Source organism: Streptomyces cyaneofuscatus (assembly GCF_000718135.1).
GTDB lineage: Bacteria > Actinomycetota > Actinomycetes > Streptomycetales > Streptomycetaceae > Streptomyces > Streptomyces cyaneofuscatus.
On sequence record NZ_JOEM01000022.1, the window covers coordinates 155,413 to 167,939 of the forward strand.

Genomic DNA, 12,527 nt, shown 5'->3' on the forward strand with positions numbered 1-12,527 from the left:
TGGGGCGGGGGCTTCTCCGAATGGGGCGAGCGCTTCTGTCTCAGTCGAGGCCTTCGGCGAGCAGCTTCTCGGTCAACGCCCTCACAATTGCCTGGTCTTGAGGGGCGAGCGGGGTACGGGGAGGCCGGCAGGGTCCGCCGCTGCCCTCGGCCACCACGTCCTGGGATGCCTTGATCGCCTGGACGAACTCCGTCCTGGAGTCCCAGCGCAGCAGCGGGTGCAGCTTCCGGTACAGGGGTACGGCGGTGTCCAGGTCACCGGCGACCGCCGCGCGGTAGAGGGCGGTGCAGGAGCCGGGGAGCGCGTTGGGGAATCCGGCGATCCAGCCGACGGCCCCCGCCACGGCGAGCTCCAGCAGGACGTCGTCGGCGCCGATCAGCAGGTCGAGCCCGGGGGCGCGCTCGGCGATCTCCCAGGCCCGGCGCACATCGCCGGTGAACTCCTTCACGGCGACGATGTCCCCCGCCTCGTGGAGCTGCGCCAGCAGGGCCGGGGTGAGGTCGACCCGGGTGTCGTACGGGTTGTTGTACGCCACCACGGGCAGCCCGGCACGGGCGGCCTCGGCGTAGTGGGCGCGTACGGCGGCCTCGTCGGCCCGGTAGACGTTGGGCGGCAGCAGGAGTACGGAGCCGGCTCCCGCGTCCGCCGCCTGCTCGGCCCAGCGCCGGGCCTCCGCGCTGCCGTAGGCGGAGACACCCGGCATCACCCGGGCCCCGTCCCCCGCCGCTTCGACGGCGGTCTCGACCACCCGGCGGCGCTCGTCGTCGGTGAGGGTCTGGTACTCGCCGAGGGACCCGTTGGGTACGACGCCGTCGCAGCCGGCGTCGATGAGCGAGCGGACGTGGTCGGCGAAGGCGTCGTGGTCGACGGAGAGGTCTTCGCGGAAGGGGAGGGTGGTGGCGACCATGACGCCGTGCCAGGGATGGATGCGGGTGCGGGGCATAGGTGAACTCCTCGGATCAGTGGCGGTGTTCGTGGTGGTGGACGTCAGAGGGCTGAGGCTCCCGGGGTGGCCGTGGGACCCGCGTCGGCGGACGGGGTGGAGTCCGCGAGGTCCTGGAGGGAGACCGGGCAGGAGAGCGGTCGGCGGGCCGGGACGAGTGGGGCGGAACCGTCGCCGTCGGCCGCGTCTGCCCCGTCGGCCGCATCGGCCACGAGGCAGGTGACGGCCGTCTCGCACATCCGGCCCTGGCACCAGCCCATGCCGGCCCGGGTGAGGAGTTTGGCGCTCCGCGCGTCCCGGGCGCCCAACTCGTGCGCCCGGCGCAGGTCGTGGGCGGTGACCTCCTCGCAGCGGCACACTTCGGTGTCCTCGGTGATCCATTGCGGCCAGTGGGCGCCCGGGCGGTGGACCGTCGCCATGAGGTCGGCGAAGCGGCGTCGGCGGGCGGTGGCCGCGCGGGCTCGGGCGTCGCGTCCGCGTCCGCTTCCGCTTCCGTGGAAGGCGGCCGCCATGCTCCGGGCTGCCGACCGGCCCTCCAGCAGGGCGAGTTCGACGCCGCCGACGCCGGTCGGTTCACCGGCCGCCCACAACCCGTCGACGTCGGTGCGCTGTTGGCCGTCGACCTCGATGGCGGGCGTCCCGTCCGGTGCGGTGCGCAGGGCGCAGCCGAGGGCGACGGCGAGTTCGAGCTGCGGGACGAGGCCGTGACCGACGGCGAGCGCATCGCAGGCGATACGTACCTCCGTCCCGGCCACCGGCCGCCAGTCCCGGTCGAGGGTGGCGAGGGTGACCGCCTCGACCCGGTCCGTACCGTGCGCCCGGACGACCGCACTGCGGGTGCGCAGCCTGATCCGGTACCGCAGGAGATCCGCCGCGAGCCGGACCCCCTCGACCGCCTTCGCCGGATTGCGGGCGAGCACGCCGGGACGGGAGGCGTAGCCGGTGTACGAGGCGGCCTCGGCCAGGACGGGGATGTCGGCGCCGGCCTCCGCGAGGGAGGCGGCGACGGCGGGCAGGAGCGGTCCGCTGCCGGCCACGACGATACGGCGACCGGGGAGGGCGCCGGAGTCCTTGAGGATCGCCTGGGCCCCGCCGGCGGCGACCACACCGGGCAGGGTCCAGCCGGGGAAGGGGAGTTGGCGCTCGTAGGCGCCGGTCGCGAGGAGGAGGAAGCGGGCCGTCGTGACCCGGATGCCGTCTGCGGGTGTGGGGGCGGCCGGGGCGCCGTCGACCAGGACGTGGCGGAGCGTCCAGCCCTCGGAGCCCGCCGCCGGGCCGCTCTCCTCGGCCGTCCAGACGTGGTGTCGCAGGAGGTGGGTGATCCTGCCTCCGCGCACGTGTGCCGCCAGGCGGGCGGACAGCGCGGCGAAGGTGGCCCGCTTGTGGTGGACGGGCTTGTTCCTGGGGGCGAGGCCGGGGGCGGCATGGCGGAAGAACTGGCCGCCCGGGCGTTCCGATGCGTCGATCAGCACGACACGCAGGCCGCTGTCGGCCGCGGTGACGGCGGCGGCCAGGCCGGCGGGCCCGGCGCCGATGACCGCCAGGTCGTAGGGGCCGGGTGTCGGGAGGGAGCCTCGCGCGGCGGGGCCTCCGGAGGCCGGAACTCCGCTCCTCCCCGTGCCGTCAGATGGCGAGGTGCCGTCAGATGGCGAGCTCGTCACGCCCGTACCCTTCCTGCGAGGTGACCACATCGCCCTCCGCCACCCTCACCAGGCAGGCGCGTTGGCCGGGTGTGCCGTTGACGGTGACCAGGCAGTCGAAGCAGACGCCCATACCGCAGAACGCTCCTCGCGGCCGTCCGCCGCCGCGCGTGGTGCGCCAGGCGACGACGCCGTGGTCCCAGAGGGCGCCCGCGATGCTCTGCCCCTGACGGGCGGCGAGGGCGCGGCCGTCGAAGGCGAAACGGACGGGCAGCCCGGCCTCGGCGGACGGCGGTTCGGCTCGGTGGCGCATGGACTGCCTTCCCCTCTCTCGTACGCGAACTGGCGCTCGGACACGAACTGGTGCAGGGAGCCCCGTGCAGGGAGCCCCGTGCGGGGACGGGGCTACGTCAACTGCCGCGCCCCGGACGCGCTCCGGCGGCCTCCGTCAACCGCCCCGGGTCGAACGGGCCGACGTCGACATCCGTTGCCGCGCCGGTCAGTTGCCGGGCGATGGCCAGCCCCGTCGCCGGGGCGAGACCGATGCCGGCGCCCTCGTGACCGCAGGCGTGGTAAAGGCCGGGGACGTACGGGTCGGGGCCGATGGCCGGCAGATGGTCGGGCAGGTACGGGCGGAAGCCGCAGTAGACCCGGAGGATGCGCACCTGCGCGAGCACAGGGAAGAGCCCGGTCGCCCCTGCGGCCAGCCTGCGTACGGCCTCGGCGGAGATCCGGCGGTCGAACCCCACCCGTTCCCGGCTCGCGCCGATGAGGACGGGCCCGGCGAGCGTGCCCTCCACGACGGGCGAGGTCTGCAACTCCGCTTCCCCGCTCGCCACATCGGCGACGTACCCGGCCGCGTACACCTTGTGGCGGATCAGCGGGGGCAGGGGTTCGGTGACGAGGACGAAGCCCCGTCGCGGCTGGACGGGGAGATAGGAGCCCGCCAGCTCTGCGACCCGGTCCGCCCAGGTGCCCGCCGCGTTCACGACCGCTCCGGTCAGCAGCCGGCGGCGCGCGGTCCGCACCCCGCTCACCCGGCCCTCCGGGGTGGTCGTGACGGCCGTGACCTCCTCCCCCAGGAAGAGCCGTGCCCCTGCCCGACCGGCCGCCTCCAGGAGGCGGGCGGCGGCCCGGGCGGGCTGCACCTGGGCGTCCTCCGGGTAGTGGAACCCTCCGGCGAGGCCGGGCGCGAGGTGGGGCTCCCGGTCGTGGAGACCACCGGGGCCCACCTCCTCCACGGCGACCCCGGACCGGGCCTGCGCCGTCGCGAACTCCCGTAACGCTGCGAGCTGTTCAGCGTCCTCGGCGACGACGAGACCGCCCTTGGCCTCGAACTCGATGTCGGAGGACAGAACTTGTGCGAGCTGAATCCAGAGCCGGAGCGAGGCCCGCGCCAACTCCAGTTCGGGACCTGGCTCCTTGTCCGAGACGAGGAGGTTGCCCTCACCCGAACCGCTCGTGCCACCCGCGACCGGCCCCCGGTCGACCACAGCCACGGACAGACCGGCCTCAGCGGCGTAGTAGGCGCACGCGGCACCCACGACTCCGGCGCCGATCACGACGAGATCCACGGACTCTCCCTTGAGCACGGCAGTAACATGTCACATGACGTAGCGGCTGCCAAGACCCGCTCCCAGGGGGGCGGGAGCGGGTCATCGGCACGGGGTGGTGCCGGGTCAGAACTCCGCGGAGACCACGAGCCCCGACACCGCCTGTTCAGCGGCGATGGAGACGTAGTTCCACCCCGGGGTGGGGTTGTTCACGGTCACGGTCTCGGCGTTGCCGGGTTTGGCGGACCGGTGGGTGAAGTCGGTCTTCGACGGCCAGGAACCGGCTCGGTGGTACAGGTCGGCGTTACCCGTCCCGCCATGGGTGCTGAGGCGCAACTTCGTTGTCCCGGCGGGCACATAGAGGGTGAGGTAGGCGTAATCACCGGCGCGGGCCGAGACGCCGGAGCGTGCGCAGTTGCGGTCGAGCCGGGTCCGCTCGGGGAGGGTGCACTCGGGCAGGTCCGGCGGATCGGTCGGGTCGGTCGGATCGGGCGGGTTCGTGGCTTCACCGCAGTCGCCTGCGGCACAGGCGGTGAGCCAGGCGTTCCAGCCGGCGTCGTAGCGGGTGCCGATGGTGGTCTTGAGGTGGGTGCGGGCGGCGTTCCAGTTCCCGGCGCGGTAGTGGCGGAGGACGGTGTCCAGGTCCGCGCGGTGGGACTGGACCATGTAGCGGACCGCGAGGTAGCCCCAGCGGTAGATCCGGGTGCTGTCGCTGTTGTCGTAGGTGGTGTCGAACAGGGTGCTGAGGGGGTAAGTGCGCTTCCCTGCCTCGGCGATGGCCGCATCGTAGGTGAGTTGGCGGTAGGAGTAGGAGACGTACTCCGCGAATCCTTCGACCCACCAGACGGTCGGGGTGGTCATGCCGTCGGCGAAGTCACCGGCCATGGTGAAGCGGCCGTCGAGGTAGTGGGTGTACTCGTGGTTGAGGTTCCAGATCTGGAAGTCCGGCCTCAGCCACTCGGCCTCGTAGGCGATGAAGCGCGGCTGGTTGCCGGCGGCGGACGGGTCGCCCTCCAGGTACATGCCGCCGTTGTTCGTGTCGATGCCGAACATGGCACCCGCGTAGGTCCCGTAGTCGTCACTGGAGTTGTAGACGACGACTTCGAGGCGGGTGTTGAGGTCACCGGCCACCGGCCCGTCGTCACGGGCGATGCCGTGGAAGAAGGCGTCCTGACCTGCCAGGCTCGCGCAGGTGGAGGCGAGTTGGGCGACGGACATCTCCTGGGCGCGGATGCGCAGGCTGCCGCTGCAGTCGTGCCGGACCGGCAGAGCGGCCCTGTCGAGGCGGGCGGGGAGGTCGCAGGTGGCGAAGTAGGCGCAGTTGCCCGTGTCGTAGTAGTTGGCCGACTCGGCCAGGCCCACCCACAGGGGTGCGGTCACCCCGGTGATGGACGTCCGGTCGAGGAGGCTCTTCACCTGCGGGCGCACCCCGGCGCGCAGCGCCTCGTACGACAGGAACCGGGCGAGTTCGCGGCCGGCATTGGTGACGAGGAACGCGTGGTCGGTGCCGAGCAGGGCGAGGTTGCGGGAGGCGAAGGAGTGGACCGTGTCGGCGGTGGACCGGTCCGCGGTGACGGCCGCGACGAACGCGGGGAGTTGGTGCCCCCGGAAGAGCACGGTGAAGGTGTTGTTGACAGCGGCCCGCATGTTCCACAGTGCGTTGTACGAGGTGTCGTAGCCGGTGAGCAGGCGGTTGACGACGGGGAGGTAGCGGGCGTTCTCCTGGGAGCTGTCGATGAGGATGACCGCCTCGGAGAGCGCCTCGCCGTTGGCGTCGGTGACGTCACGGGAGCGTGGGGAGGCGAAGAAGGCGTCGAGCCCGGACCGTATCGCGGTGGTGAGCACCGGTCCGTACGGGCCGACGGCCGGCTCGTTGTACCACTGCACGTAGTATCCGGCCCGCAGGTAGAGCACCAACTGCGGTACGCCGGTGGAGCCGTTGCCCGGGTAGGCGGCCGAGGCATCGCGCAGCGCGGACGCCACCGTCACCATCTGCGCCTCCCGGAAGGCGAGGCGCGCGTTCTCGCCGGTGAGGCCGAAGAGCGTGTTGACGCACGCCGTGTCGGACGCCTTGATCTGCTGGACGAGGGCGCTGCCGGTACGCGAGGTGAAGTCCGCCGGGTCACATGCGGCGGCCGGGGCGGCGGAGCCGGGGCCCTCGGCGGGCTCGTCGTAGTCCCGCTTCCGTGCGGCGTCGGACGCCGGGGCCGGCCCTCGCTCGTCGACGGGCAGCGCGGAGGCGCGTACGTGGTCGGGCTCGGGGGCGTCGGCGGCGGCCGCCGGGGCAGTGGCGGCCACCGGGGGCGGCGAGGACTGCTGGGCCTGCTGGGCCTGCGGGGCGGACGCGAACGACGGGGCGGCGAACGAGGTCGTACCCAGGCACATGCAGAGCGCCAACGCGGCTAAGGTCGCGGCGCGTCGGCGCATCGATGCTGGTCTCACCAGCTGCCTCCTCTTAAGGCTCACCCGGGACGGGTGTGGGGGATGAGGGTGGGTGGGGATGGCGGAGCGAGACCCTGCCCATCCATTTGCTTGACATGGACACGCGGGGTGCTGTGCGACAGTACAATTTCACACAGCACTACATTTGAGAAGGTGGCCGACGTGACTTTCGGCTCGGCGCGGGTCGGGTACGACGATGGCCCCCGCTGAAGGTGTCAGCGGGGGCCATCGTCGTACCGGCATCGGATCAGGCGCTCAGGTCGCCGCCGTTCACAGCGGCGACGAACGACGACCAGCCGGCGGCCGCGAACGTGAGAACCGGGCCGTGCGGGTTCTTGCTGTCCCGGACCGGGACGACCGGGGCGAAGTCGTCCGCGACCTCAAGGCACTGGCCGCCGTCCTGGTTGCTGTAGCTGCTCCGGCGCCAAGTGGCTGCGTTCAGATCAAGGGCTCGCACGTACTTCCTCCAGGATGCGCAGAATGAACCTCCGCGACTCGGCTGGCGAAAGAGCCAGGTCGCGTACCGAATCGTACGCACGTTGCAGCCGCTCAACCGTTACAGAGTCCTCGATGAGTTCGCCCCTGTACCCGTTCTCGGCATACGCCACGGTACGCCCATCGGGCAGGCGGAGGAACATGACGTCGGCGTTGGTAAGGCCGTGCAAGCCCGCACTGAACGGTGCCACCTGCAAGGTCACGTCATCCCGTTCGCCGACCTCCAACAGATACTCCAACTGCTGGCTCCACCCCTGCGGATCGCGCAGCGAAGTCCGCAACACCGCCTCCGACAGGATGGTCCGGAACTGTGGCGCATCCTCACCGGCAAGCAGCTCTCGCCGCCCCATCCGCGCGTCAACCTGCTGGTCCAGCGCCTCCCCCTTGAGCCCACCGGCCGACAACACCTCCCGCGCATACGCCGACGTCTGCAACAACCCCGGCAGCACGCTCACCGCGAAGTGCCACAGGCTCACCGCGTCGGCCTCCAGCGCCATGTACCGCCGGTACCGCTCCTTGAACTGCGTCTTGTCGCTGACGGCCAGCTCCCAGAGGGCCAGCAGCAGCCCCGGCGTCCCGTAGTGGACGTCCAGCGCCTGGACCACCTCCGGGCCGCCGACCGTCTCGCCCTTCTCCATCTTGCCGAACAGCGACCAGTCCCAGCCCAGTCGGTCGCCCAGCTGCCGCAGGCTGTGGCCGTGTGCCGTGCGCAGGAGCCGTAGCTCCTCCGCGAAGCGTGCGCGTGGTTCCCTGCTGCGGCCCGTGACCGCTCGCCTCGTCGGCATCGCGTCCTCCGTGGAACGTGTGGAACGTGGTTCTCCCGGCCGGGAAGCTGCACCCGGCTTCGGCGGGACGGCGCTCCTGGCCAGGCCATTCTCGTAATGAGCCCTTCACGCACGGTAGTTCAGGCCGGGCGACCGGGGCGCCGGTTCCGTGCAACATCAGCCGAAGGAGGACGTCATGTCGTCCAAGCCGCCTCTCCCCCGCCGTACACCGCGGAGCACCGCGTTCGACTCCGGGGCCGCCAAGGTGAAGGAGGCGATGGATGCGCGGGACGCGCTGGCCACGGCCCTCACCCGGGCAGGTATCCAGCTTCCCGCCATGGATGTCCGTACGCCGTGGGCCGACACCGTTCGCGAGGACGGTGAGGGCGCCTCGGAGCAGGCGGGCGAGGTCCGGTACGCCCTCGTCCACCTCGGGGTCTGCTCCGCCCCCGTGGCCCACGCATTGGCGACCGCCATCACGAACGGGCTGGCCAGGTGACGGAGGGCGGTGGCCCCGGTGTCGGGGCGGCCGTCCATGACGCCGGGTGCGACCGGGCGGGGGTGGTGCTCGGCCACCGGGGCGCCCTCCTCCGGCTCGGCCCGCTCGGCGACGGGCGCCCCTGGGAGGCGGATCCCGCGAACGTACGGCCCCTCAGCCGTGCCGAACAGCTGAGCGCCCAGCTCGCCGAGGTGAACGCCCGCAGCCGGCAGCCGCGCTGACGTCAGCCGCAGGACTCCCGCGTGGCCTGACGGCGTTGACGGGCCGGGGAGCCGGGGGCTTCCCCAGGGAGGGCGCTGCCCTGTTCGAGCAGCCGCCGCTGCGAGAGGAGGTAGCCCAGCTCCGCCCTGCTGCGGCTGCCCAGCGCTTCGGAGACCTTGCGGATGTGGGTGGAGACGGTGCGGGCGCTCATGCCCAGCCGGGACGCGATGGATTCGTCGGTGTGGCCGGTCACGACCAGGCGGAGCACGGTCCTGCGGACGGAGCTGGTGAGCAGGTCGGGGCGGTGCCGTTCGACGCTGATGGCGACGGGCTCTGCCCGCTCCCACGCGTGGTCGAACATCTTGGCCAGGAACTCGACCACCCCGGGGTGGCGAAGCGCCAGCGCGGTGCTCTTGCGCTCCGCGGTCCCCGGGATGAAGGCGACGGAGCGGTCGCAGATGATGACGCGCTCGAAGACCTCATCCACGGTACGGACCCGGGCGCCCTCGGCGAGGACCTGTTCGATGTAGGCGAGGGTGGGCGCATGCGACCGGACGCTGTGCTGGTAGAGGGTGCGCTGCCGTACGCCCTTCCGCAGCAGCGCGAGATCGCGGGGTAAGGCCTCGGCGAGCAGCGCGGGCGGCCGGCCACCGCCGGGCTGTGCGGTCAGCAACTCCTCCTTGCAGGACCCGACGGCCTTACGCAGCGCCTCGCCGATCACCTCTTCGCCGTTCAGGGACTCGATGGGCAGCTCGGCCCGGCGCTGGGCCTTTCGGTAGACGGCCTCAGCCGCGAGAAAAGATGAATGTAGAACTTCCAGGGATTTCCGGCGCTCCTCTATGTCGCGCTCGACATGGCGCGCGAGCAGCGATTCGGCGATCCCCGGGGGAACGGGCACGTACACGTCCCGCCGGCCGGGCAGCGGCCTGAGCAGACCGGAGCGCACGAGAGAGGCGGGCACATCACCGGATATCGTCCCAGCCTCCAGCGCCTCGCGATAGCGCCGCAGCACCTCCTCGCTCAGGCGTACCTCACTAAGTGACGTTTTGTCATGTTCTGACGCCATCTGCGCATCCTTCGTGTTGCCGCAATTCGTGGTCGGGACGGGAGGCAGGCTCGCACCGTCGCCTGAATATGCATAAGGATGGCCATGACGCAAAAAGCGCGCCCGAACAAAAACGATCGAGATACCGCCCGCCCTGGTTATCCACAGGAACCCGCCCGGGAAATTTCACAAACGGGAAACACCCTCCGTGAAACATGGAATCAATCACATCGATAAGGTGATGGTATGTATCGGACCGTCAGCGCTGCACATACTTGCTTTTCAGAGCGCACGCGCCACGGGAAGCGGGCACGAAAAGACTCGGCCTGGGGCTGATGCACGAAAAGCGCGAACAGCGTCATTCCCTATTCGGCCGATTTCTCCTCAAAATTGACAGGGAATCGTCTCACATCCTGAGACAATCTACCTCTGGCCAGCCCCTCCGCCCGGCCCCGCTCCCTGTCCGACCCCTCAGTCCTGGGCGAGATCGTCCGGGGCCGACCTGGCCAGGTCGGCCAGGGTCGCGAGGGCCCGGGAGAGGGTCTCCTCGGCGGGCGAGGCGAGGCCGAGCCGGATCGCGTGCGAGCCGCGGTGGCGGCCGACGGAGAACGCGGCGGCCGGAGTGACCGCGATGCCGTGCCGCGCGGCGGCGGCCACAAAGGTGTCGGCACGCCACGGACGCGGCAGTTCCCACCAGCGGTAGTACGACCCCGGCGCGCTGCGGGTCACGAAGTCCCCGAGGTGGCGCTGCGCGATCTCCTGCCGCTCCACGGCCTGCCGCTGCTTGGCCCGTACGAGCGATTCCACGACGCCCTCCGCCTGCCACTGGGCCATCGCCTCCAGCGGGAAACCCATGGGCGTCCAGCCCCCCGAACGCAGTGCGGCCGCGACCCCGCCCGACACGGCGGCCGGGGCCACCGCGAAGCCCAGGGAGAGCCCCGGGGAAAGCCGCTTGGACAGGCTGTCGACGAGGACCGTCCGCTCGGGGGCACGCGACGCGAGGGGCGGCAGATCGTCCCGGAGGAAGGCCCAGACGGCGTCCTCGATCGCATGAATGCCGCACGTCAGCAGCACATCGGCCAAGCGGTCCAGTCGGTCGGCGGGCATGGTCAGCGACAGCGGATTGTGCAGGACGGGCTGTACGTAGACGGCGTGCAGCGGCCCGGCCCGGTGCGCCTCCTCCACCGCCTCCGGGATCAGCCCGGCCTCGTCCATGGCGAGCGGCACGAGGGTGACGCCGAGCCGGGTGGCGATCGCCTTGAGCACCGGGTACGTCAGCTCCTCGACACCCAGCCGCGCACCCGGCCGGGTCACCGCCGCGACGACCGCCGAGATCGCCTGCCGACCGCTCCCGGCGAACAGGATCCGGGCCGGATCGGGACGCCAGCCGCCCCGGGCGAGCAGATCCGCCGCTCCATCGCGGGCGGCGCGGGTACCGGCCGCACCGACCGGGCGCAGCACCGGCTCCAGTCGGCCGGGGCTCAGCAGCTTCCCCAGACCGGCGGCGAGGAGCTCGGCCTGCTCGGGCACCACGGGGTAGTTCAGCTCCAAGTCGACCCGACTGTCAGCGGGTTCGGACAGCGCGGGGGCAGACGCCGCCACACCTGAAGCGTCGCGCACAAAAGTCCCCCGGCCCACATGGCCCTCGGTGAAACCCTGGCGCGCGAGCTCCTGATAGACGCGAGTGGCCGTGGAATTGGCGATGCCGTACTGGCGGGCGAATTCCCTTTGGGTGGGCAGCCGTTCACCCGCCCTGAGCCGGCCCGCCCTGATCTCCGCGGCCACCGCATCGGCGACGCTCCGGTAGTCCTTCACGGGCCTCACCTTCCGCACTCTCCAGTCATCACTCATCTGGCCGCTCATCGCTCATCGACGCACTGAGTGACATCGAAGCACAGTATTGCACCGAGTTCAATATTCCGTATTGAACCGAGGAAAGAATTGACCTTACACTCGAATTGCTCCGAGTCGGGGCTCCGTCAGGAGCCCGGAAATGCACGGAGCAGCAACGGAACCAACCGACTGACCGACCGAAGAACAGACCTCGAACGGAAGGCGGCGCGCAGCACATGGTTGAGCTGACCGGAGTACTGGGGGTCGCGATGGTCGCCCTGGGGATGGTGCTCACTCCCGGCCCGAACATGATCTATCTCGTCTCCCGGAGCATCACCCAGGGCCGGCGTGCCGGCATCGTCTCCCTCGGCGGTGTCGCGGTGGGGTTCCTGGTCTACCTGCTGGCGACGAACCTCGGCCTGTCGGTGGTGTTCATAGCGGTGCCCGAGCTGTACATCGCGGTGAAGCTGGCCGGGGCGGCATACCTCGCCTATCTCGCCTGGACCGCCCTGAAGCCCGGGGGCGTCTCCGTCTTCGCTCCCCAGGAGATGCCGCACGACTCACCGCGCAAGCTGTTCACGATGGGACTGATGACGAACCTGCTCAACCCGAAGATCGCCATCATGTACCTCTCCCTCATCCCGCAGTTCATCAACCTGGATTCGGGACACGTGCTGTTCCAGGGGTTCGTGCTCGGCTCCGTCCAGATCGTGGTGGCCCTCACGATCAACCTGAGCATCGTCCTGGCCGCCGGATCCATCGCCGTGTTCCTCGCCCGCCGCCCCTCCTGGCTCAAGGTGCAGCGCTACATGATGGGAACGGCCCTCGCCCTGCTGGCCGTCTCGGTCGCGCTGGACACCTCGATGCCCGCGAGTTCGAGCTGATCCCGCTCGGTCATCGCGGTGAGCTGCTCGGCGTGTTCTTGGAGTGAGCGGACGCCGACGTCGCCGCCGTTGAGGGCATCGATGCCCTGGACGGCCGCGGCGAGTGCCTGGACGGTGGTCAGGCACGGCACGGAGCGGGCGACGGCGGCGGTACGGATCTCGTACCCGTCGAGCCGGACGAGCTCACGGGCCGGGAAGATCATCGACCGCTTGTCCCGGTTCGCGACC

At 71.0% G+C, this 12,527-nt stretch carries 13 protein-coding genes; 3 read left to right on the forward strand and 10 right to left on the reverse strand.

Annotation, left to right across the window (positions count from 1 at the left end; genetic code table 11):
* Positions 1 to 40: 40 nt before the first annotated feature.
* From IF17_RS0130140 to IF17_RS0130170, 7 genes are all read right to left on the reverse strand, one after another.
* Entirely contained in the window at positions 41 to 943 is a 903-nt protein-coding gene (locus IF17_RS0130140; protein WP_030572664.1) for a dihydrodipicolinate synthase family protein, read from the reverse strand.
* Between the two features lie 44 nt (positions 944 to 987).
* Positions 988 to 2,604 (reverse strand): FAD/NAD(P)-dependent oxidoreductase, encoded by a 1,617-nt coding sequence (locus tag IF17_RS0130145; protein WP_425315176.1) that lies wholly within the window; start codon positions 2,602 to 2,604, stop codon positions 988 to 990.
* Positions 2,585 to 2,896, reverse strand: a complete 312-nt coding sequence (locus IF17_RS0130150) for a (2Fe-2S)-binding protein (RefSeq protein WP_030572670.1) — start codon at positions 2,894 to 2,896, stop codon at positions 2,585 to 2,587. The genes IF17_RS0130145 and IF17_RS0130150 overlap by 20 nt, the downstream gene beginning before the upstream one ends.
* Before the next feature lie 97 nt (positions 2,897 to 2,993).
* Positions 2,994 to 4,157, reverse strand: coding sequence for an NAD(P)/FAD-dependent oxidoreductase (locus tag IF17_RS0130155; RefSeq protein WP_078616088.1), 1,164 nt, complete (start codon positions 4,155 to 4,157; stop codon positions 2,994 to 2,996).
* Positions 4,158 to 4,262: 105 nt separating this feature from the next.
* Entirely contained in the window at positions 4,263 to 6,578 is a 2,316-nt protein-coding gene (locus tag IF17_RS0130160; RefSeq protein WP_436317899.1) for a M9 family metallopeptidase, read from the reverse strand.
* 247 nt (positions 6,579 to 6,825) lie between these two features.
* Positions 6,826 to 7,035: a DUF397 domain-containing protein gene (locus IF17_RS0130165; protein WP_030572676.1), complete on the reverse strand. Its 210-nt coding sequence runs from the start codon at positions 7,033 to 7,035 to the stop codon at positions 6,826 to 6,828.
* Positions 7,022 to 7,858: a helix-turn-helix domain-containing protein gene (locus IF17_RS0130170; protein ID WP_030572678.1), complete on the reverse strand. Its 837-nt coding sequence runs from the start codon at positions 7,856 to 7,858 to the stop codon at positions 7,022 to 7,024. Before IF17_RS0130170 ends, IF17_RS0130165 begins: the two co-directional genes overlap by 14 nt.
* Before the next feature lie 175 nt (positions 7,859 to 8,033).
* Between IF17_RS0130170 and IF17_RS0130175 the strand changes: the two genes are divergently transcribed.
* A complete protein-coding gene (locus tag IF17_RS0130175) occupies positions 8,034 to 8,336 on the forward strand; it encodes a hypothetical protein (RefSeq protein WP_030572680.1) in 303 nt (100 codons plus the stop codon).
* Complete coding sequence (locus IF17_RS0130180) at positions 8,333 to 8,557, forward strand: hypothetical protein (protein ID WP_030572683.1); 225 nt, start codon at positions 8,333 to 8,335, stop codon at positions 8,555 to 8,557. The genes IF17_RS0130175 and IF17_RS0130180 overlap by 4 nt, the downstream gene beginning before the upstream one ends.
* 2 nt (positions 8,558 to 8,559) lie before the next feature.
* On the opposite strand, the gene IF17_RS0130185 is transcribed toward IF17_RS0130180, so the two are convergent.
* Entirely contained in the window at positions 8,560 to 9,603 is a 1,044-nt protein-coding gene (locus tag IF17_RS0130185) for a helix-turn-helix transcriptional regulator (RefSeq protein ID WP_030572685.1), read from the reverse strand.
* Between the two features lie 450 nt (positions 9,604 to 10,053).
* Complete coding sequence (locus tag IF17_RS0130190) at positions 10,054 to 11,397, reverse strand: aminotransferase-like domain-containing protein (protein WP_030572688.1); 1,344 nt, start codon at positions 11,395 to 11,397, stop codon at positions 10,054 to 10,056.
* 254 nt (positions 11,398 to 11,651) lie between these two features.
* Between IF17_RS0130190 and IF17_RS0130195 the strand changes: the two genes are divergently transcribed.
* Positions 11,652 to 12,299: a LysE family translocator gene (locus tag IF17_RS0130195; protein WP_018514363.1), complete on the forward strand. Its 648-nt coding sequence runs from the start codon at positions 11,652 to 11,654 to the stop codon at positions 12,297 to 12,299.
* On the opposite strand, the gene IF17_RS1000000138130 is transcribed toward IF17_RS0130195, so the two are convergent.
* The coding region (locus IF17_RS1000000138130; RefSeq protein ID WP_157851184.1) for a hypothetical protein at positions 12,221 to 12,527 on the reverse strand (307 nt) is incomplete at its 5' end. The genes IF17_RS0130195 and IF17_RS1000000138130 overlap by 79 nt on opposite strands.